Raw genomic sequence first — 19,177 nt, forward strand, 5'->3', positions numbered from 1 at the left:
GCCACGGCAAAAAGGGCGGTACCTTCACAGGTACCGCCCTTTTCTATGCGGGTTACGAAAGGGGTCATCAGGTAACGAATTTTCGTCTGATAGACCGCCATCGCAGGCAAGCCAGCTCCCACAGTTAGTCTGTGTCGCTGGTTAGTGCCGCTCCAGCGCATTCACCAGGTCGTGGAACGCCTCGCGGTTGGAGTCGTTCAAGCCCATCAGGATCTTGTGGGCCTCCAGAACTTTGACCCGTACCACCTCCTCGGATTGATCCTGGGACGGCAGGTCGGTCAGGCATTCCGGGCACGGGATCGGGCGGTCAACGATGTTGAACACTTGATCGAAGCCCATGGACTGCAAGAGCCGGGTGATGTCTTCGTGGGTGGTGACGACGGTCGGCAGCAGTCCGACCTTCTGCCGAGACAGAATGGACAACTTGGCCAACAGCCCAAGGGTGGTGCTATCGATGCTGCGGGTTTCGGTCAGATCAATCACTATTGCCGAGAAATTCAGCGCAGTAAAGATCCGCTCAATCGTCGCATCCAGCGCCGAACACAAGGTCAGGCGCACTTCACCGACAAACTTCAGGACAAAAGTCCCGTCTTGCTCGGCGAATTGGATTCTTCCGGTACTCATCAAAGATTCCTGCTCAACACCAATAGGGCGATATCATCCGGCATCTCCCCTAGCGTGGCCAATCCAAAAACTTGCCGCAGGCCATCCAGGCTGCCGCCCGCCGACCTGACCCGTTGGGGTAAGGCGGCTTCTTTCTCTTTGAGTGTAGGCTCTGGCAAAAGGTCCAGGATACCGTCGGACATCAGCGTCAGGCTGAAGGTCGGCGGCAGCTCCAGGATGTGGTCTTCGTAGGTGGCTTCATTGAACAAGCCCACTGGCAAACCACGCCCTTCCAGATAACGCACACTGTCTGGAGTGTATAAAACCGGCAATGGCAGGTGACCGCCAATGCTGTAGGTCAAAAGACCGGTTTCTTCATCAATCACGCCGCCCACCATCGTCACGTGCTTGCCCAGCTTGCAGCTGATCAGGCCCCGGTTGATGTGGCCCAGCACTTGCGAGGGAGTGAACTCCGGCAAGGTGCCATTGCGTTTGGATTCGAACAACAGCCGTGTGGTCATGAACTTCAACAACACGGTCACGAATGCAGAGGATGCGCCATGACCGGAAACGTCGGCCAGGTAGAACGCGACACGCCGCTCATCAACGCGGAAGTAGTCGACAAAATCACCCGAGAGGTACAGCGACGGGATGATCTGGTGGGCAAACTGGAACTCGTCGATGGTCCAGGGACTGACCGGCAGCATGTTCATCTGTACCTGGCGACCGGCGTTCTGGTCTTCCTGGAGCAGGTTCAGGCTGGCTTCGAGTTCACGGTTGGCGGTTTCCAGCTTTTCACGGTAGCGCTGGTTTTCCAGCAACAGCCGTGCACGATCCAGGGCGCGGCGCACCGAGTGCTCCAGCACCGCCAGGTCTTCCAGAGGCTTGATCAGGTAATCGGCGGCGCCCAGGCGCAAGGCTTCGACCGCATCATTCATCACCCCGGCACCTGACACGACAATCACCGGCGTCTGCGGGGCGATATCGGTCACTTGGCGGATCAGCTCGAGGCCGCCCACCTGAGGCATGCGCAGGTCGCAGATCACTAGGTCGGGCTTGTCGCGCTCGAACACCTGGAGACCCTGGAGGCCGTTGCTGGCCTGCAGGACGCTGAAGCCACTGTCTTCCAAATAGGCCGCGAGGCTCGCGCGCACTACTTCGTCGTCATCGATTATCAGCAGCGTGGCACTGGTTTTTTGCATGTGGGCAAACGGCGCCAGAATTAGGTTGGCGTAGGCGGCTCGGCAAAGGCCGGACTCACACTACTGGATTCGCTTTCTAGCCTCTCTGTCCTACAAAGTGCGAGCTTTTTACCCACGCACAAAAGTAAACCAGAGGTGCCCTTCTAAGGCGCAGACGGTACTCCCATCCGCCAGGGGTTTCAAGCTCATGCCGATGGTCGCCGGGCGTCTTTACACCGCAAATCACTGGGAGTTATAAGAACAGACAAAACCACAACGCAATGGAAGGATGGAACCTGTGAGCGAACACGAGCGCGACTACGCTGAAAAACGCGATTTCATCCGCATGCGGGTGGACGCCGAAGTCTCTCTGATCCACGCCGGACAAGTGATTGCCGCGGTATGCGTCGACCTTTCGGGCTCGGGCATGCAGGTGCAGGCACCCAAGCGATTCAAGGCTGGAGATCGACTAAGCGTGCGTATCGATTCGGATCACGCCGCGCTCAAGGGCCTGAACGCCGACACCGAAGTGGTGTGGGTGGCGGATCAGGACGATGGCGGTCAGAAGCTGGGCCTGTCGATCCTGAAGATGAACTGAAATCAATGCACACAAAAAAGGCGACCCTAAGGTCGCCTTTTTCATTTAAGAGCCTAAGCCTTAAAAATCGTCCACTACCTTGCCATCTTTGACCTTGAACTCGCGGTTCTGCAAGTAGGCGTTGCGGATGAACGTGTACTTGTCGCCGCTGATCAGCTTCTCGCTCGACAGCAAGCTGGCGCGGGTGTCGACAATGTTCAGGCCGAACGTGCTGTTGCGCCAGCCAATATCATTCATGTAGCGGTATGGCTGGGTGTAGCTGTCCACGTACTTGGACGGCGCATCACGCAGGGTGCTTGGGCCCAGCAGTGGCAACATCACGTAAGGACCGCTGCCTACGCCCCAGTGGCCCAGGGTCTGGCCGAAGTCTTCGTCATTGCGCTGCAGCCCCATTTTGGTGCCGACATCAATGAAACCCAGCACACCGAAAGTGGTGTTCACCAGCAAACGGGCAGTATCGACGCCAGCGGCATGGGGCTTGAGTTGCAACACATCGTTGGCAAAGTTGCCAACGTCGCCGATGTTGCGGAAGAAATTGTGGATACCGTCCTGCACAAATTGCGGGGTCACGAACTGATAGCCCTGGGCCAAAGGCTTGAGGGCGTAGGTATCAACGGTGTCGTTGAAGGTGAAGATCGGACGGTTGAAACTTTCCCATGGATCGTCTTCCGAAGCCGCCTGGGCAACGAAAGGCACCAGCAGGATGCCGGCACACACGGATAGCTGAGCTAGACATTGACTCCAGCGCATAGCTTGAACTCCTTGAATGGTCTGTCATGGGCGCTATGCCCTGAATGAAGGGTGTCAGTATATGACGGAAGCGACAGATAAGGCAGTCTCGAGGAAATTTCGTTCAGCAGATATACAAAATTCCCACAATTAGAATCGACTGTCATCTGCCTGTCATAGCCCTCGGATAGCGTCACAGCTATTTTCAGGGACGTCGAAATGCCTCACGCCGAGATTGCTGTCGCCAGTGCCCCGTCCTTGACCGCTGTACTGTTCGGCTTGAGTGGCTGCCTGGTGGATTTTGGTTCCCAGGCCCGTAATAGCACTACGGCCTCCCCCGATACCCACACCACGCCCGGTGCCTTGAAGGTCCTGTGCAGCCTGGAAGAACGAGGCATTCCCTGTGCCTGGCTGGACGAGTTACCGAACGCCGTTTCCACAGCCTTGGCTACCGAGCTACCACGCTGGGTCAAAGCAACGCCTCCCTCCCCCACCCACTGGCCCGCACCCCATGCCTGCTGGCAGGCATTGATGGCATTGAACATTGAGCGTCTGGAAGGCTGTGTATTGGTCAGCGGTGAACCGCGCCTGCTGCAATCAGGGCTCAACGCCGGGCTGTGGACAATTGGCCTGGCGTCCTGCGGCTCGCTGTGCGGGCTTTCCCCTGCGCAATGGCAGGCGCTGAGCCAGCAAGAGCGGGAGCACAAGCGCGCCAAGGCGACCATGGCGCTGTATAGGCTGGGCGTGCACTCGGTGATCGATCACCTGGGCGAGCTGGAAACGTGCCTGGCAGACATCAGCCTACGGCAACTCAAAGGCGAGAAGCCCTGACCGAGATCATGCACAACAGGCCTGAGTGGATTAATCTACAGGTCAGTTCATAGACCTTTCTCGGCGTGCCGCGGTCTATGCCAGTGCCTATCGATAAAAGGAAGAACGCCATGCCTGCCCGCGAACTGCAAGACCAGCTCAATACTTTGCGCGAGCAATTGGAGCAGAACCCACCGCTTTCACTTGAAGAGCGCGAACACCTGCAAACACTGATGGGGCAAATTGACGCCCAGATCAAACTGGAGACGGCAACCCAAGACGCCAGTCTCGCCGACGGCGTGAATCTGGCAGTGGAACGCTTTGAACTCGACCACCCGGGCATTGCCGGAACCTTGCGCAATATTGTGCAAACCCTGGGCAATATCGGCATCTGAACGCCGATCCCCATGGTTTCCCGCTGGATCTGTTACCGCCCCATAAAAATCCGAGGCTTTAACCGGCATCGGATTTTCTATTACCGCACGGGTACCGCTTCACAACTTCGTCGTCGCTGACCGACAAACGCCTGTTTTTTAACGACCCTTGAAAAAATTTCGTCGCCTGCCGGAACCCAAGCTTCGGTATATGCCACCCAGCTTGTGAGAGGAATGTCCCTCTTATTTGATTTCGGAGTATTTACCTACAATGGACGCTACTTCAAACATCCCAGCATCGTCGCAAATGCAACAACCGGTTCAACCCAACGATCTGGAAACAGAACAAGCCTCAAGTTCGTCGGCGGCCTTAGGATCGTCACAGGGCCAGGCGGATCAAGCTGCACTTGGGAGCTTTACCCTGCCTGAACCGGACATGGACAATCAAATCACTTACTGAACGTAACGATTTGAAGACGTAGGTAAAGGGTGGCGCAAGCGAACCTTTGCGCCACCTCAAAGCATTTTCCGGTTTTATTGACGGGCCAGACGCAGGTTCTGGAACGCCACCTCTTCCGTGCTGCGATACGGGTTGATATCCAACCCTCCACGGCGCACATAACGTGCATACACCGTCAACTTTTCCGGCTTCAGCAAGCGTTGCAGGTCCAGGAAGATCCGCTCCACGCATTGTTCGTGGAAATCCGAGTGCTGACGGAAGCTCACCAGATACTCCAGCAGACTGGCATGATCCAGCGCTGCACCACGATATTCCACCGCCACGCTGCCCCAATCAGGCTGACTGGTCACCGGGCAGTTGGATTTGAGCAGATGACTGTGAACGCTCTCCTCCACCACGCGCGACTCATCGCAACGCAGCAGTTCCGGGCGTGGATGCTCGTAGTTACTGACACTGATCTCCAGGCCATCGATACACACGCCCGGCAGCGATACCACGCCTTCGGCCTCAACCTCGCCCAGGGTGCGGATTCGCACGCCCACCGGCTTGCCGGCAGCGGCGCTCAGGTCGGTGCGCAATGTAGCTTCAAGGCCCTGGGTATCGGCAAACGGCGTCTGGTTCAGCGAATTCAGGTACAGCTTGAAGGATTTGGACTCGATGATGTTTGGCGAGTCGGCCGGGATGCTGAACTCACCGATGGCCACCACCGGTTTGCCGGACGGCAGCAACCAGGACAACTCGAAGCAGTTCCAGAAATCCACGCCTTTATACGGCAGGGTATCGGCGCTCAGGCCCAGCTCGGCCCACTTGGCGGCGCGCGGAATCGGGAACAGCAACGATGGGGTGTAGGTGGAGATGTATTCACTGGACTTGCCCAGCGGCGAATGTTCGGCTGCGGGATGCATGGCGGAAACCTGGCTAAATAAACCCCGCCAGTCTACCAGCCTTGCTCCCGCCTTTGCGCCTCAGGTGTTTACTGACTGACGGTCAGCTTGCCCACCATCCCCGCCTGGTAGTGCCCGGGGATGTTGCAGGCAAACTCCAGGGCGCCGGCCTTGCTGAAGGTCCAGGTCAGTTCGGCGGTTTTGCCTGGTTCTACCAGTACGCTGTTAGGGTCGTCGTGTTTCATGCCGCCCGTATCGCCATGCCCCATGGCGCTGTGGTCCATATCACCCATCTTCATGCCCGTCGGAGTCAGCATCCCACTGGACTGCATCTTGAGCATTTCCTGTTGATGGCTGGCGTGCATCGCCGCGTCACCAAGGTTGAATTCGTGGAGCAACTGGCCTTTGTTGACCAGCACAAAACGCACGGTCTCACCGGCTTTTACGTCGAGAGACTTGGGAGAAAAGGAAATATCCTGCAGCACTACTTCCACCGTACGCGTGGCCTTGGCGGCAGGCGCTGCCTCACCGAACGCAAAGGTTTCAGCCGGAGAAGCCAGCACCGGAACACTCAACACCAGCAGGCAACCTGCCAACAACCAGGGTTTACGCAAAAACATGGTTACACTCCAAAGGGTTTCGAATCAGCCTGTGGGAAACTCTAATGATGCACCGCTGCCAGCCAGCTGACTGCTAGATTACAACTTTGTCAGGTTGGACTTGCATCCTGACGCCCACGGTATAAAGCCTGCTGTTACCCGTTGCCATGAGCTGCCCATGAAATTGCTGATCGTCGAAGACCAACCGAAAACCGGCCATTACCTGCGCCAGGGCCTGGCCGAAGCTGGATTCAATACCGAACTGGTGGCCGACGGCACCACCGGCCAGCACCTGGCGCTGACCGGTGACTATGACTTGTTGATCCTCGATGTGATGCTGCCGGGTCGCGACGGCTGGCAGATTCTCCAGGCGGTGCGCAGTGCCGGACTGGACATACCGGTGCTGTTCCTCACGGCGCGGGATGCCGTGGAAGATCGGGTGCACGGCCTGGAACTGGGGGCCGACGACTACCTGGTCAAACCTTTTGCGTTTTCCGAACTACTGGCGCGGGTGCGTAGCCTGTTACGCCGTGGCGGCAGCGCCCCTCAGGAAACCAGCCTGCAATTGGCCGACCTGCGCCTGGACCTGATTCGTCGGCGGGTGGAGCGCAACGGCCAGCGCATCGACCTCACTGCCAAGGAGTTTTCCCTGCTGGAAATGCTACTGCGCCGTCAGGGTGAAGTGCTGCCCAAATCGCTGATTGCTTCCCAGGTCTGGGACATGAATTTCGACAGCGACACCAACATCATCGAAGTGGCCATCCGTCGTCTGCGCCTGAAAGTCGATGACAACTTCCCCAATAAGCTGATTCATACCGTGCGCGGCATGGGCTATGTGCTTGAAGAGCGCTTCTGCTGATGAGGCGAGTATCCCTGGCCACCCGCTTGGCGCTGCTGTTTGCCGCCTGTACCGCCGTGGTCTCGTTGTTGGCGGGTGTGCTGTTCAACCGCGCCAGCGAAGCCCACTTCATTGAACTGGATCAGCAATTGCTCGACGGCAAGCTGGTGGCGCTGCGCAGTGTCTTGCAGGGTGCCGACACACGCCCGTTGTTTGCCCAACGTGAAGACCCATTACGCGAAGAACTCCGTCACCAGCCGGACCTGGCCTTGCGGATCAGCGCTATGGACGGCCAGCGCTGGTTCGACAGTGCGCCGAACATTACCCTGCCCTCAAACGCCGGGCTGTACAGCCTGCAAAGCACCGGCACTGACTACCGCGTGTACAACGCACCTTTGGTAGCGGGCAAGCCAGATTCCCCGCAATTAAGCCTGATACTCGACACTACTCATCACCAGCACTTCCTGGAACGCATGCAGCGCCTGATCTGGCTGACCGTCGGCCTCTCGGCCCTGGCCACCGCGCTGCTCGGTGCCTGGGCGGCCCGCAGTGGGTTGCGACCGTTACGCCGCATGAGCGAGGTCGCCGCTGGCGTGTCCGCGCACTCCCTGACCCAGCGCCTGCCTCAGGAACAGATGCCGACGGAACTCGCGGAGCTGGCCCAAGCGTTCAATGCCATGCTCGGCAGGCTGGATGACGCCTTTCAACGTCTTTCAGCGTTCTCCGCTGATATCGCCCATGAACTGCGCACGCCCCTGTCAAATCTGCTGACCCATACACAAGTCATCCTCACCCAGCCGCGCCCTCTTGAGGATTACCGCGAAGCTTTGCACAGTAATCTGGAAGAGCTGCAATGGATGGCGCAACTGGTCAATGACATGTTGTACCTGGCCAAGGCCGATCACGGCTTGTTGATTCCCAAGCGCGAGCCATTGGCCTTGGCGGATGAGGCGGATGTGCTGTTGGAATTCTTTGCCCCGCTGGCAGAGGACGCCCAGGTGAACATGTCCCGGGAAGGCAGCGCCGTCATCCTTGGCGATCGCAGCATGCTGCGCCGGGCGCTTTCCAATCTGCTGGATAACGCGCTGCGCTTTACCCCGCAAGGTGGGAAAGTCAGCGTGAACATTGTTGAAGAAACGCAAGGCGTGAAGCTGAGCGTGGAAAACACCGGGGAAGGTATTCCGCAGACGCTACTGCCGAGATTGTTTGATCGGTTCTACCGGGCGGATCCGGCGCGACATGAAGGTAGCAGTGAGCATGCGGGGCTGGGGTTGGCGATTACCCGGTCGATAGTGCGGGCTCATGGAGGGACAATTCGGTGTGAGTCGGGGGTGGGGTGGACGAGGTTTGTGATTGAGTTACCGCAGGAAAATTGATGCAAGTTGTACCGGCCTCATCGCAGGCAAGCCAGCTCCCACAGTTGACCGAGTTGTTCTGGCGAACGCGGTCAACTGTGGGAGCTGGCTTGCCTGCGATAGCGGACTTAAGAACTACGAATATCTGAGGGCATGCGCCGGCTCAATCTTCGCCGCCCGATACGCCGGATAAATCGTCGCCAGGAAGCTCAACACAAACCCAGCCGTGCAAATCAGCAACACATCCCCACCCTGCAGTTCCGACGGCAGGTTGCTGACGAAATACACATCCGAACTGAAGATATGCTGCCCGGTCACACGCTCCAGCCAGCCCACCAGTTCACTGACGTTCAGCGCCGCAATCACACCAAGCACACCGCCGATCAACGTACCGACAATCCCGATCACCGTGCCCTGGACCATGAAGATCGCCATGATCTGCCGTGGCGTGGCGCCGATGGTGCGCAGGATGGCGATGTCTGCGCCCTTGTCGTTCACCACCATGATCAAGGTGGCGATGATATTGAACGCGGCGACGGCGACGATCATCAGCAACAGCAGGCCGATCATGGTCTTTTCCATCTTCATCGCGCTGAACAGGCTGCCCTGGGTGTGGGTCCAGTCGTCCGCCTTGTAGTCCGCGCCCAGGCTGCTGGCGATGTCCGCCGAGACTTTCGGCGCCGCATATAGATCCTTCACCGCCAGGCGCACGCTTTGCACCTGGTTCGGCTGCCAGTGCTGCATCTCCGCGGCGTCGGCCACGTTGATCAACGCCATGGAACCATCCAGCTCGGCACCGACCTTGAACACGCCGACTACGTTCAAGCGTTGCATACGCGGGGTGATACCGCCGGGGGCGCTGCTCACTTCCGGGACGATCAGGGTCAGCTTGTCACCGACATTCAGACGGAAACGCCGCGCCGTAATCTCGCCGACCACCACACCAAACTCACCAGGCTTAAGGTCTTCAAGGCTGCCCTGGACAATATGCTGGGCAACAATCGACACCTTGCCTTCCTGGGCCGGGTCGACACCGCTGATCTCAATCGGCTGCATCGCGCCCTTATAGGAGAACATGCCATCCATCTGGGTGAACGGCACGGCAGCAGTCACTTCCGGGTTTTTCAGCGCCGCGGCAGCCACCGGCTGCCAATCATCGATCGGATTGACGCCCACGATGGTGGCGTGCGGCACCATGCCGAGGATGCGTGAGCTCATTTCCCGCTGGAAACCGTTCATGACCGACAACACCACGATCATCGACAGCACGCCCAGGGCGAGGCCGATCATCGAGGTCATCGAGATAAACGAAACAAAACGGTTGCGGCGCTTGGCGCGGGTATAGCGCGTGCCGATGAAAATCGATAACGGTCTGAACATTCGCGGGCACCGTTGAAAAAATAGAAAACCCGGTGCCAGGCGCCGGGCTTGAAACGGGTCAGATGGCGACCAGATGACCTTCCTGCAGGTGCAACACGCGGTCCATCTGCCGGGCCATGCTCATGTCATGGGTCACCACCAGGAACGCAGTGCGCATCTGGGTGCTCAGTTCCAGCATCAAGTCCTTGATGCCCTGGGCCGTGTGGGAGTCGAGGTTGCCGGTGGGCTCGTCGAGCATCACCAGGCCTGGGTTGTTGACCAGGGCTCGGGCAATTGCCACACGCTGGCGCTCGCCACCGGACAATTCGGCCGGTTTGTGTTCCAGGCGATGGCCGAGGCCAACCCGCTCCAGCAACGCCTTGGCCCGCTGACGGGCCTCCGGGATTGCCGTCTTGCCGATCAACAGCGGCATGCAGACGTTTTCCAGGGCGGTGAACTCAGGCAACAGGTGGTGGAACTGGTACACAAAGCCCAACGACCGATTGCGCAACTGGCCACGGGCCTTCTCGCCCAGGGCCGACAACTCTTCACCGGCCAGCCAGACGCTGCCCTGGGACGGCGTATCAAGGCCGCCCAACAGGTTGAGCAAGGTACTTTTGCCGGAACCGGAACTGCCGACGATCGCCACGCGTTCGCCGGGATGAAGCTCCAACTGCAGATTGGACAGCACCACCACGGACTCCGGGCCTTCCTCGTAGGATTTGCCCAGGTCGCGGCAGCTCAGGATTGCTTTTTCACTCATGCCCGATTCACTCATAACGTAAAGCCTGCGCTGGCTGGGTACGTGCCGCGCGCCAGGCTGGATACAGGGTGGCAAGGAAACTCAGGACCAACGCGGCAGCGCCGACCATCAACACGTCCTGGCTCTGCACCTGGGACGGCAAGTAGTCGATGAAGTAAACGTCGGAGTTAAGAAACTTGTGGCCGATCAACGTTTCGACACCGGCGATGGCGGCGCTGACGTTCAGCGCAGCGAGAATCCCCACCGCAGTGCCGATCAAGGTGCCCACCACGCCAATGACCGTGCCCTGGACCATGAAGATCGCCATGATCTGCCCCGGTGTGGCGCCGAGAGTGCGCAGGATGGCGATATCGCCCTTCTTGTCGTTCACCACCATCACCAGGGTGGAGATGATGTTGAAGGCGGCGACGGCGACGATCAGCAGCAACAGCAGGCCGATCATGGCTTTTTCCATGCGGATGGCCTGGTACAGGTTGCCGTGGGTACGGGTCCAGTCGCGGGCGTAGTACTGGCTTTCACCCAGATGCTGGGCGATTTCCCACGACGTACGCGGCGCGTCGAACAGGTCGTTGAACTTCAGGCGCAGGCCCTGCACCTGATCCGGCTTCCAGCGATGCAGGCGGGCCAGGTCGGTGAGGTTGGTCACGCCCAGGTAGCCGTCGATTTCGCCGGCGCCGACGTGGAAGATGCCGACCACGGTGAAGCGCTTCATACGCGGAAACATGCCAGCCGGGGTCACAGTGACTTCCGGTGCGACGAAGGTCAGCTTGTCGCCGATAGCCGCGCCGAGCTTGGCGGCGGCCTTGTCACCGATCACGATACCAAAGCTGCCGGGCGACAAGTCGTCCAGTTTGCCCTGTTGCATGAACTTATCGATGATCGAGACGTTGCGCTCCTGCGCCGGATCAATGCCATTGAGCAGGACTTTCTGCACCTTGCCATTGTTGGTCAGCAGGCCCTGCATCTGGGTAAAGGGCGCCACCGCCAGAACCTTGGGGTTCTCCTTGACCTTGGCGGCCAGGCTTTGCCAGTCACTGATGGGCTCACCCGATTCGATGGTGGCGTGGGGCACCATGCCCAACACGCGGGTGCGCATCTCATGATCGAAGCCATTCATCACCGAAAGCACCACGATCATCACGACGACGCCAAGGGCGAGTCCGATCATCGAGGTCAAGGAAATGAATGACACAAAATGATTGCGACGCTTTGCACGGGTATAACGCGTGCCGATAAATACGAAGAGAGGTCTGAACATGTCGGGGCTTGTTCGGAGGAAAAGAAGACGTCCTTGTGGCGGGGTCAGGTAAGCAGCTTTACACTCAGACCATCACCGCTACCTTGGGTTCGCCATGTCGACATTAGATGAAGAAGATCGCCGCGAATACTACCGTATCGAGGACATGATCGCACTGGAAATTAGCCCTCTGTCCGGCCCGGAAGCGGCGAGCAAGGAAGTGTTGCTGGATGATTCGCCGCTGTTCAATCTGCTCAGTGAACTGCACCTGAGCGAATTCGAGTCCCAGCACCTGCTGCGCCAGATTGGCGAGCGGGACCGAACCCTGGCCGCGTTCCTCAAAGTACAGAACAAGCGGATCGACCTGCTCAGCCAGATCATGGCGCAAAGCCTGCTGGGCGAGATTGGCACGCCGCAACCGGTGATCATTTCCGAGGGCGGTATTGAGTTCCACTACCCCACCGCCCTGGCACCCGACAGCCCGTTGGCGGTCAAGCTGGTGCTGATGCCCCAGGCACTGGGCCTGCTGCTGCGCGCCAAGGTCACCCATTGCGATGCCGAGAGCGGCGGGTTTGAGATCGGCACCGAGTTCGAAGCCATGACCGACGCCCAGCGCCAGTTGCTGGCGCGCTACATCCTGCAAAAACAGGCCCAGGAACGACGCCTGGCCCGGGAACAAAGCGACGCCCAAGACACCTGAATACGATCATTGAATGGCCCGTTGTGCCATCCACCAGCCAGGACACCTGGCGTAAAGGAGCAACTGTGACCCTGATTTATGGCCACCGCGGTGCCAAAGGCGAAGCACCGGAAAACACCCTGACCAGCTTCCAGGAATGCCTCAAGCACGGCGTTCGCCGCTGCGAACTGGATCTGCACCTGTCCATGGACGGCGAGTTGATGGTCATCCATGACCCCACCCTCAAACGCACCGCCGACCGGCGCGGCAAGGTGGTCGAGTACTCGGCCGCCGATCTGGTGAAGATGGACGCGCGCAAGGGCGGCCCGGGCTGGGTCAAGCCTTGCCCGATTCCACGCCTGGAAGAACTGTTCGAGCAATGCGACTTCGATCACTGGCAACTGGAAGTCAAAAGCGCTTCGCGCATGCGCGCTGCGACGACGGTGCTGGCGATTCGGGAAATGGCCCAGCGGTTTGGCCTGATGGACAAGGTCACCGTGACCTCAAGCTCGCGGGAAGTACTGAAAGCGGCCCTGGAGCTGACGCCGGACCTGTCCCGGGGACTGGTGGCCGAATACGCCTGGCTCGACCCTTTGAAGGTCGCGGCAAACTATGGCTGTGAAATTCTGGCGCTGAACTGGACGTTGTGCACCCCTGAGCGCCTGGCCAAGGCCCAGCGCCAAGGGCTGCACGTGTCCGTGTGGACGGTCAACGAACCCGCGCTGATGCGCAGGCTCGCCGACTTCGGCGTAGATAGCCTGATTACAGACTTTCCCGGTTTGGCCACTGCCACTCTCGGGAATTACTGAAATCGGTCTCCCCGGCCGGCTCAGGCCACCGGCCGGAGCCGCTCAAAAAAGCCGGTTGAGGCCGTCGTAGGCCGCTACCCGATAGGCTTCAGCCATGGTCGGGTAGTTGAACGTGGTGTTGACGAAATACTTGAGGGTATTTTGCTCACCCGGCTGGTTCATGATGGCCTGGCCGATGTGCACGATCTCCGAGGCCTGGTAGCCGAAGCAATGCACGCCAAGGACTTCCAGAGTCTCGCGGTGAAACAGAATCTTCAGCATGCCTTGCGGCTCACCGGCGATCTGCGCACGCGCCATGCTCTTGAAGAATGCCTTGCCCACTTCGTAAGGCACCTTGGCCTTGGTCAACTCGTGCTCGTTTTTGCCGATGGAGCTGATCTCGGGAATGGTGTAGATCCCGGTCGGCACATCGTTGACGTAGCGCCAGCTGCCATTGTCGACAATGCTGCCAGCAGCCGAACGGCCCTGGTCGTGGGCAGCACTGGCCAGGCTCGGCCAGCCGATCACGTCACCGGCACCGTAGATGTTGGTCACGCAGGTGCGGTAGTTCTCGTCCACCTCGATCTGGCCACGGCTGTTGACCTTGACCCCGATGTTTTCCATGCCCAGCTTGTCGGTGTTGCCGGTACGGCCGTTGCACCAGAGCAAGGCATCGGCCTTGATCTTCTTGCCGGACTTGAGGTGCAGGATCACGCCATTGTCCAGGCCTTCAACGCGGTCATATTCCTCGTTGTGGCGCACGGTGATGTTGTTGTTGCTGAAGTGGTAGCTCAACGCCTGGGAAATTTCCGAGTCGAGGAAGCTCAGCAACTGGTCGCGGTTATCCACCAGCTCCACCAATACACCCAGGCCGCTGAAGATCGAGGCGTATTCGCAGCCAATCACGCCGGCGCCATAGATAATCAGTTTGCGCGGGGTGTGGCCCAGGCTGAGGATGGTGTCGCTATCGTAGATACGCGGGTGATGGAAATCGATATCGGCCGGACGATACGGGCGCGAGCCGGTGGCGATGATGATGTGCTTGGCCACCAGTTTCTCGACCACACCGTTGGCGCAGACCACCTCGACGGTTTGCTCGTCGGCGAAGCTGCCGGTGCCGAAAAACAGGTCAACGCGGTTACGGGCGTAGTAGCCGGTACGCGAGGCAACCTGTTTGGCGATGACTTTTTCAGCGCTCTTGAGCACGTCCGGGAACGAGAACCAGCGCGGCTCACCAATGGCCCGGAACATCGGGTTGGTGTTGAACTGCATGATCTGGCGCACCGAGTGACGCAAGGCCTTGGACGGGATGGTACCCAGGTGGGTGCAGTTACCGCCGACCTGGCGACGGCTATCGACCATCGCCACCTTACGCCCAGCTTTGGCGGCGTTCATCGCCGCACCTTCTCCAGCCGGGCCGGAACCCAGCACCACTACGTCGTAGTTGTAGACAGCCATGCGTACTCCTCAGAACAGGCCAAGGCGCACGGTTGGGCGCCTGGCTAAATCATGCCGCGGCCAGCGGTCATGAAGGATCAAATGGGCTCAGGTGTATGAACCGGGGCACAGTCTATATAAGCCTCAACGCCGCGCACATTAACCCTTGGTCGCGTCGTAGGCCAGTTTTGCCTTTACTACACAGTGTTCGTTACGGCTTCACTGCCGTCAGTTGCTCGAACGCCTTGTTGCTCCGTGTGACGAAGCCAGTCCCCTCGCGCATCACAAAAAACGCGGCGACCTGGTGCTTTTCCGCGTACGCCCACCCTTGCTCCGGGCCGAGGATCAGCAGTAAGGTCGACAATCCGTCGGCCATCAACGCTGAAGGCTGCAACACCGTCACCGAGGCCAGTTGATGGGTGATCGGTGCTCCCGTACGCGCATCAAGGGTGTGGGAATAACGCCGACCATCCTGCTGGAAATAATTGCGATAGTCACCTGATGTGGACACACCGAAGCCATCGACGTTGATGACCCGTTCAGCCACCTGTTGATCGTCCCTGGGCTCTTCCAGGGCAATGCGCCAGGCTGTGCCATCAGGTTTTTGACCGACAGCCTTGAGTTCGCCGGTGGCTTCGGCCAGGTAACTGCGGATGCCCAACTGCGTCAGTTGTGCGGCGATCCGGTCAACGGCATAACCGGCAGCGATGCTGTTGAAGTCGACTTCGACCGCTGCGTCCTTGCACAACTGCTGACCGTCGATGTGCAGATGAGCATGACCGACACGCAGGCCCACCTGCGTAAGCGCTGCCGCGTCCGGGACTTTTATCTCCCGCGCCTGCGGACCAAATCCCCAGAGATTCATCAGAGGCTCGACCGTCAGGTCGAAGGCGCCATCGCTGGCCTGGGACAACTGCTCCCCGGTGCGTATCAGGTGCAGGATCGGTTCCGGCATCGGCTGGCAACTGTTGGCAGGCAGATCGTTGAAGCGCTCAATATCGGAATCACTGCGGTAGGTCGACATTTGCCGGTCGACCTCAGCGAGTATCCCCTCGACTTGACGCTGGACTTCATCCGGACCAGGCACCTCGGCGGTGCGTACATACTTGATCGAATAGGTGCTGCCCATGGTCGGGCCGCCGAAGCTTTCCAGGGTTTCACTGGCGCCACAGCCCGCAAGCATCGCCAGCAGACAAAGCACAACCACGTGCCGCAGGCCAACCATAGGCAACACACCCTTATCGCTAAATTGACTGGATCGGTAGGCAAGCCCTCCGCCAAGGGCAGCCATTATGCGACCTTTCATCGTGGCCGGCAGGCTCAAACTCGCCTATTTCACGACCCTGCGGCAATTGGCCAGCTTGCCAACGGTTTTTGTTGCCTGTAGGGCCTGATACACATATCGTTACAAAACTGTTCAGCACAGCCTCGCGCCCAGACTTTGCAGCAAGGACGAGTTGTGACCAGGGATTTCTAACAAGATAGCCAAGATGAGTGAATGACATGTCCACCACGACGGGCAAAGGCAAAGCGATCTTTCGCGTTGTCAGCGGTAACTTTCTCGAAATGTTCGATTTCATGGTCTACGGCTTCTATGCCACGGCCATCGCCAAGACATTTTTCCCTGCCGACAGCGCATTCGCTTCACTGATGTTGTCCCTGGCGACCTTCGGCGCCGGCTTCCTGATGCGCCCGTTGGGGGCGATTTTCCTCGGTGCCTACATCGACCGTCACGGCCGTAAAAAGGGCCTTGTGATCACGTTGGCACTGATGGCCGCCGGTACGATCCTGATCGCCTGTGTTCCCGGGTATGCCACTTTAGGCGTCGCGGCGCCGCTGATCGTGCTGTTTGGCCGCCTGCTGCAAGGCTTCTCCGCCGGTGTCGAGCTGGGCGGCGTGTCGGTGTACCTGGCGGAAATCGCCACACCGGGCCGCAAGGGCTTTTTCGTCAGTTGGCAGTCCGCCAGCCAGCAAGCGGCAGTGGTGTTCGCCGGCCTGCTGGGCGTGGGCCTGAACCATTGGCTGAGCCCGGAAGAAATGGGTGATTGGGGCTGGCGTGTGCCGTTCCTGATCGGCTGTCTGATCGTGCCGGTGATCTTCGTGATTCGCCGCTCGCTGGAAGAAACCCCGGAGTTCCAGGCACGTAAACACCGCCCTACCCTGCAGGAAATCGTCCGCTCGATCGGTCAGAACTTCGGCATCGTCATCGCCGGCATGGCCCTGGTGGTGATGACCACTGTGTCGTTCTACCTGATCACCGCCTACACGCCGACCTTCGGCAAGGCCGAGCTGCACCTGTCGGACTTCGACGCGCTGCTGGTGACCGTGTGCGTGGGTATCTCGAACTTCTTCTGGTTGCCAGTGATGGGGGCAGTGTCCGACAAGGTCGGCCGTAAACCCCTGCTGCTGGGAGCGACCATTCTGGCGATCCTCACCGCTTACCCGGCGCTGTCCTGGCTGGTCGCCAACCCAAGCTTCAGCCACCTGTTGATTGTGCTGCTGTGGCTGTCGTTCCTGTACGGCTCGTATAACGGCGCCATGGTGGTAGCCCTGACTGAAATCATGCCGGTAGAAGTGCGCACCACCGGATTCTCCCTGGCCTACAGCCTGGCGACGGCGACCTTTGGTGGCTTTACTCCGGCGGCCTGTACTTACTTGATCCATGTATTGGATAACAAAGCAGCACCGGGGATCTGGCTCAGTGGCGCGGCGGTGCTGGGGTTGATTGCGACGTTGATCCTGTTCAAAGGCAATCGGCATGAGCTGCGGACTGCCCAGGCCTCGGTGGTTGGCGGCGCCTGATAGATAGCCATCGCAGGCAAGCCAGCTCCCACATTTGAATGTATTCACACATCAAAATGTGGGAGCTGGCTTGCCTGCGATGGGGCCAGTACAACCCACACAAAAAACTGCATGACACAAAAAAGCCCCGAACCAGTCGGGGCTTTTTCATTTATCGCTGACGCTTAGCGCGGGAATGCTGGCGGGTTGACCCCGGCCATGTCTTCCATCACGCGAACCACCTGGCAGCTGTAACCGAATTCGTTGTCGTACCAGACGTACAGAACAACACGGTTGTCTTGGGTGATGGTCGCCTCGGCATCCACCACGCCCGCATGGCGCGAGCCAACGAAGTCGGTGGAAACCACTTCCTGGGAATTGACGAAGTCGATTTGCTTATGCAGATCGGAGTGCAGCGCCATGTAGCGCAAGTACTCGTTCATCTCTTCACGGGTGGCGGCTTTCTCAAGGTTCAGGTTGAGAATGGCCATCGACACGTTCGGTGTCGGAACACGGATCGCGTTACCGGTCAGCTTGCCGGCCAGCTCAGGCAAGGCCTTGGCAGCAGCGGTCGCCGCACCGGTCTCGGTGATGACCATGTTCAGCGCGGCGCTACGGCCACGGCGATCGCCCTTGTGGAAGTTGTCGATCAGGTTCTGGTCGTTGGTGTACGAGTGAACCGTTTCAACGTGACCGTTCACGATGCCGAACTTGTCATTCACCGCTTTCAGCACCGGCACGATGGCGTTGGTGGTGCAGGAAGCAGCGGACACGATCTTGTCGTCAGCAGTGATTTCACCGTGGTTGATACCGTGCACGATGTTCTTCAGCTTGCCTTTGCCAGGCGCCGTCAGAACAACGCGGTCGATACCTGGGCAGGCCAGGTGCTGACCCAGGCCTTCGGCGTCACGCCACACACCGGTGTTGTCTACCAGCAGTGCGTCCTTGATGCCGTACTGGGTGTAGTCCACCTCAGCCGGGTTCTTCGCGTAGATCACCTGGATCAGGTTACCGTTGGCGGTGATGGTGTTGTTTTCTTCATCGATGACGATGGTGCCGTTGAACGGACCGTGTACCGAGTCGCGACGCAGCAGGCTTGCGCGCTTGGTCAGGTCGTTGTCGGCACCTTTGCGCACAACGATGGCACGCAGGCGCAGGCCGTCACCGCCACCGGTTTTTTCGATCAGGATACGCGCCAGCAGACGGCCAATACGACCGAAGCCGTAAAGCACAACGTCGGTGCCTTTGCGGGCCGCTGCGTTTTGCTGGCCAACCACGTCGGCCATTTCTTCACGGACGAACTGCTCAGCAGTGCGGCCATTGGCTTCGTTGCGGAATTTGTAGGCCAACTTGCCCAGGTCTACCGAGGCCGCGCCGAGCTTGAGCTCGCTCATGGCTTTGAGCAGAGGGAATGTTTCGTGGACGGAGAGTTCGCTATCGTCGGCAGAACGATGGCGAGCAAAGCGATGAGCCTTGAGAATCGCGATGACTGATTGGTTGATCAGGCTGCGGCCATAGATCGAGCTCACCACATTGTTATTGCGGTACAGCTGACCGATAAGCGGAATCATCGCTTCAGCGAGTGCTTCACGGTCGATCCATTCACCAAGACACTGGTCGGGCTTCTGAGTCACGGGAACCTTCCACATGTAGGGGCAGAAAAAAGGGGCTACATTATGCCGCCCGACCGCCCTCGGAGCAA

At 59.1% G+C, this 19,177-nt stretch carries 19 protein-coding genes; 8 read left to right on the forward strand and 11 right to left on the reverse strand.

From position 1 onward, the window contains the following. Nucleotides 1-141 precede the first annotated feature (141 nt). Both rssC and rssB read right to left on the reverse strand, forming a co-directional pair. Complete coding sequence (gene rssC / locus GNF76_RS09865; protein WP_003218919.1) at nt 142-624, reverse strand: anti-sigma factor antagonist RssC; 483 nt, start codon at nt 622-624, stop codon at nt 142-144. Beyond that, complete coding sequence (gene rssB, locus GNF76_RS09870) at nt 624-1,805, reverse strand: two-component system response regulator RssB (RefSeq protein ID WP_155582987.1); 1,182 nt, start codon at nt 1,803-1,805, stop codon at nt 624-626. Before rssB ends, rssC begins: the two co-directional genes overlap by 1 nt. A 277-nt stretch (nt 1,806-2,082) precedes the next feature. Between rssB and GNF76_RS09875 the strand changes: the two genes are divergently transcribed. Beyond that, nucleotides 2,083-2,382 carry a PilZ domain-containing protein gene (locus tag GNF76_RS09875; RefSeq protein ID WP_178123258.1) on the forward strand — a complete coding sequence of 100 codons (300 nt, stop codon included), beginning with the start codon at nt 2,083-2,085 and terminating at the stop codon, nt 2,380-2,382. 60 nt (nt 2,383-2,442) lie between these two features. On the opposite strand, the gene GNF76_RS09880 is transcribed toward GNF76_RS09875, so the two are convergent. Further along, on the reverse strand, nt 2,443-3,132 hold the full coding sequence (locus GNF76_RS09880; protein ID WP_155582989.1) for an MlaA family lipoprotein: 690 nt from the start codon (nt 3,130-3,132) through the stop codon (nt 2,443-2,445). Nucleotides 3,133-3,330: 198 nt separating this feature from the next. Between GNF76_RS09880 and pcrP the strand changes: the two genes are divergently transcribed. Together pcrP and GNF76_RS09890 are read left to right on the forward strand one after the other, a co-directional pair. After that, complete coding sequence (gene pcrP, locus GNF76_RS09885; RefSeq protein WP_155582990.1) at nt 3,331-3,942, forward strand: HAD superfamily inactivated hydrolase PcrP; 612 nt, start codon at nt 3,331-3,333, stop codon at nt 3,940-3,942. Between the two features lie 110 nt (nt 3,943-4,052). After that, nucleotides 4,053-4,316: a DUF4404 family protein gene (locus GNF76_RS09890; protein WP_155582991.1), complete on the forward strand. Its 264-nt coding sequence runs from the start codon at nt 4,053-4,055 to the stop codon at nt 4,314-4,316. A 513-nt stretch (nt 4,317-4,829) separates the two neighbouring features. On the opposite strand, the gene queF is transcribed toward GNF76_RS09890, so the two are convergent. Both queF and copI read right to left on the reverse strand, forming a co-directional pair. Continuing rightward, complete coding sequence (gene queF, locus GNF76_RS09895; protein WP_155582992.1) at nt 4,830-5,660, reverse strand: NADPH-dependent 7-cyano-7-deazaguanine reductase QueF; 831 nt, start codon at nt 5,658-5,660, stop codon at nt 4,830-4,832. Nucleotides 5,661-5,728: 68 nt separating this feature from the next. Next, nucleotides 5,729-6,259 carry a copper-resistant cuproprotein CopI gene (gene copI, locus GNF76_RS09900; protein WP_155582993.1) on the reverse strand — a complete coding sequence of 177 codons (531 nt, stop codon included), beginning with the start codon at nt 6,257-6,259 and terminating at the stop codon, nt 5,729-5,731. Between the two features lie 157 nt (nt 6,260-6,416). Here copI and GNF76_RS09905 point away from each other — a divergent pair, with 157 nt between their 5' ends. Together GNF76_RS09905 and GNF76_RS09910 are read left to right on the forward strand one after the other, a co-directional pair. Continuing rightward, the gene (locus GNF76_RS09905; RefSeq protein ID WP_155582994.1) at nt 6,417-7,097 is read left to right on the forward strand and encodes a heavy metal response regulator transcription factor; all 681 of its coding nucleotides are present in this window, start codon (nt 6,417-6,419) and stop codon (nt 7,095-7,097) included. Beyond that, on the forward strand, nt 7,097-8,452 hold the full coding sequence (locus tag GNF76_RS09910; RefSeq protein ID WP_155582995.1) for a heavy metal sensor histidine kinase: 1,356 nt from the start codon (nt 7,097-7,099) through the stop codon (nt 8,450-8,452). Before GNF76_RS09905 ends, GNF76_RS09910 begins: the two co-directional genes overlap by 1 nt. 114 nt (nt 8,453-8,566) lie before the next feature. Here the strand turns inward: GNF76_RS09910 and GNF76_RS09915 are convergent, their stop codons facing one another. From GNF76_RS09915 to GNF76_RS09925, 3 genes are read right to left on the reverse strand one after another with little or no spacing between them, the layout of a single operon-like run. Beyond that, the gene (locus GNF76_RS09915; RefSeq protein ID WP_155582996.1) at nt 8,567-9,811 is read right to left on the reverse strand and encodes a lipoprotein-releasing ABC transporter permease subunit; all 1,245 of its coding nucleotides are present in this window, start codon (nt 9,809-9,811) and stop codon (nt 8,567-8,569) included. Nucleotides 9,812-9,869: 58 nt separating this feature from the next. After that, complete coding sequence (gene lolD, locus GNF76_RS09920; RefSeq protein WP_020372622.1) at nt 9,870-10,553, reverse strand: lipoprotein-releasing ABC transporter ATP-binding protein LolD; 684 nt, start codon at nt 10,551-10,553, stop codon at nt 9,870-9,872. A 7-nt stretch (nt 10,554-10,560) separates the two neighbouring features. Further along, nucleotides 10,561-11,811: a lipoprotein-releasing ABC transporter permease subunit gene (locus tag GNF76_RS09925; protein WP_155582997.1), complete on the reverse strand. Its 1,251-nt coding sequence runs from the start codon at nt 11,809-11,811 to the stop codon at nt 10,561-10,563. Nucleotides 11,812-11,905: 94 nt separating this feature from the next. On the opposite strand from GNF76_RS09925, the gene GNF76_RS09930 reads away from it, so the two are divergent. Both GNF76_RS09930 and GNF76_RS09935 read left to right on the forward strand, forming a co-directional pair. Then, nucleotides 11,906-12,490 carry a PilZ domain-containing protein gene (locus GNF76_RS09930; protein WP_155582998.1) on the forward strand — a complete coding sequence of 195 codons (585 nt, stop codon included), beginning with the start codon at nt 11,906-11,908 and terminating at the stop codon, nt 12,488-12,490. Between the two features lie 65 nt (nt 12,491-12,555). Further along, complete coding sequence (locus GNF76_RS09935) at nt 12,556-13,278, forward strand: glycerophosphodiester phosphodiesterase (RefSeq protein ID WP_178123259.1); 723 nt, start codon at nt 12,556-12,558, stop codon at nt 13,276-13,278. Nucleotides 13,279-13,320: 42 nt separating this feature from the next. Here the strand turns inward: GNF76_RS09935 and sthA are convergent, their stop codons facing one another. Both sthA and GNF76_RS09945 read right to left on the reverse strand, forming a co-directional pair. Continuing rightward, on the reverse strand, nt 13,321-14,715 hold the full coding sequence (gene sthA, locus GNF76_RS09940; protein WP_155582999.1) for a Si-specific NAD(P)(+) transhydrogenase: 1,395 nt from the start codon (nt 14,713-14,715) through the stop codon (nt 13,321-13,323). 190 nt (nt 14,716-14,905) lie between these two features. Further along, the gene (locus GNF76_RS09945; RefSeq protein ID WP_155583000.1) at nt 14,906-15,919 is read right to left on the reverse strand and encodes an FAD:protein FMN transferase; all 1,014 of its coding nucleotides are present in this window, start codon (nt 15,917-15,919) and stop codon (nt 14,906-14,908) included. Between the two features lie 278 nt (nt 15,920-16,197). Here GNF76_RS09945 and tcuC point away from each other — a divergent pair, with 278 nt between their 5' ends. Beyond that, the gene (tcuC, locus tag GNF76_RS09950; protein ID WP_155583001.1) at nt 16,198-17,496 is read left to right on the forward strand and encodes an MFS transporter; all 1,299 of its coding nucleotides are present in this window, start codon (nt 16,198-16,200) and stop codon (nt 17,494-17,496) included. Between the two features lie 164 nt (nt 17,497-17,660). Here the strand turns inward: tcuC and GNF76_RS09955 are convergent, their stop codons facing one another. After that, nucleotides 17,661-19,124, reverse strand: a complete 1,464-nt coding sequence (locus GNF76_RS09955; RefSeq protein ID WP_155583002.1) for a glyceraldehyde-3-phosphate dehydrogenase — start codon at nt 19,122-19,124, stop codon at nt 17,661-17,663. Nucleotides 19,125-19,177 lie beyond the last annotated feature (53 nt).

Source organism: Pseudomonas spelaei (genome assembly GCF_009724245.1).
Taxonomy (GTDB): Bacteria; Pseudomonadota; Gammaproteobacteria; order Pseudomonadales; family Pseudomonadaceae; genus Aquipseudomonas; species Aquipseudomonas spelaei.

Coding starts and splice junctions, on each gene's coding strand:
- rssC (WP_003218919.1), bottom strand. CDS start 624: ATGAGTACCGGAAGAATCCAATTCGCCGAGCAAGACGGGACTTTTGTC.
- rssB (WP_155582987.1), bottom strand. CDS start 1,805: ATGCAAAAAACCAGTGCCACGCTGCTGATAATCGATGACGACGAAGTA.
- GNF76_RS09880 (WP_155582989.1), bottom strand. CDS start 3,132: ATGCGCTGGAGTCAATGTCTAGCTCAGCTATCCGTGTGTGCCGGCATC.
- pcrP (WP_155582990.1), top strand. CDS start 3,331: ATGCCTCACGCCGAGATTGCTGTCGCCAGTGCCCCGTCCTTGACCGCT.
- GNF76_RS09890 (WP_155582991.1), top strand. CDS start 4,053: ATGCCTGCCCGCGAACTGCAAGACCAGCTCAATACTTTGCGCGAGCAA.
- queF (WP_155582992.1), bottom strand. CDS start 5,660: ATGCATCCCGCAGCCGAACATTCGCCGCTGGGCAAGTCCAGTGAATAC.
- copI (WP_155582993.1), bottom strand. CDS start 6,259: ATGTTTTTGCGTAAACCCTGGTTGTTGGCAGGTTGCCTGCTGGTGTTG.
- GNF76_RS09905 (WP_155582994.1), top strand. CDS start 6,417: ATGAAATTGCTGATCGTCGAAGACCAACCGAAAACCGGCCATTACCTG.
- GNF76_RS09910 (WP_155582995.1), top strand. CDS start 7,097: ATGAGGCGAGTATCCCTGGCCACCCGCTTGGCGCTGCTGTTTGCCGCC.
- GNF76_RS09915 (WP_155582996.1), bottom strand. CDS start 9,811: ATGTTCAGACCGTTATCGATTTTCATCGGCACGCGCTATACCCGCGCC.
- lolD (WP_020372622.1), bottom strand. CDS start 10,553: ATGAGTGAAAAAGCAATCCTGAGCTGCCGCGACCTGGGCAAATCCTAC.
- GNF76_RS09925 (WP_155582997.1), bottom strand. CDS start 11,811: ATGTTCAGACCTCTCTTCGTATTTATCGGCACGCGTTATACCCGTGCA.
- GNF76_RS09930 (WP_155582998.1), top strand. CDS start 11,906: ATGTCGACATTAGATGAAGAAGATCGCCGCGAATACTACCGTATCGAG.
- sthA (WP_155582999.1), bottom strand. CDS start 14,715: ATGGCTGTCTACAACTACGACGTAGTGGTGCTGGGTTCCGGCCCGGCT.
- GNF76_RS09945 (WP_155583000.1), bottom strand. CDS start 15,919: ATGGTTGGCCTGCGGCACGTGGTTGTGCTTTGTCTGCTGGCGATGCTT.
- tcuC (WP_155583001.1), top strand. CDS start 16,198: ATGTCCACCACGACGGGCAAAGGCAAAGCGATCTTTCGCGTTGTCAGC.
- GNF76_RS09955 (WP_155583002.1), bottom strand. CDS start 19,124: ATGTGGAAGGTTCCCGTGACTCAGAAGCCCGACCAGTGTCTTGGTGAA.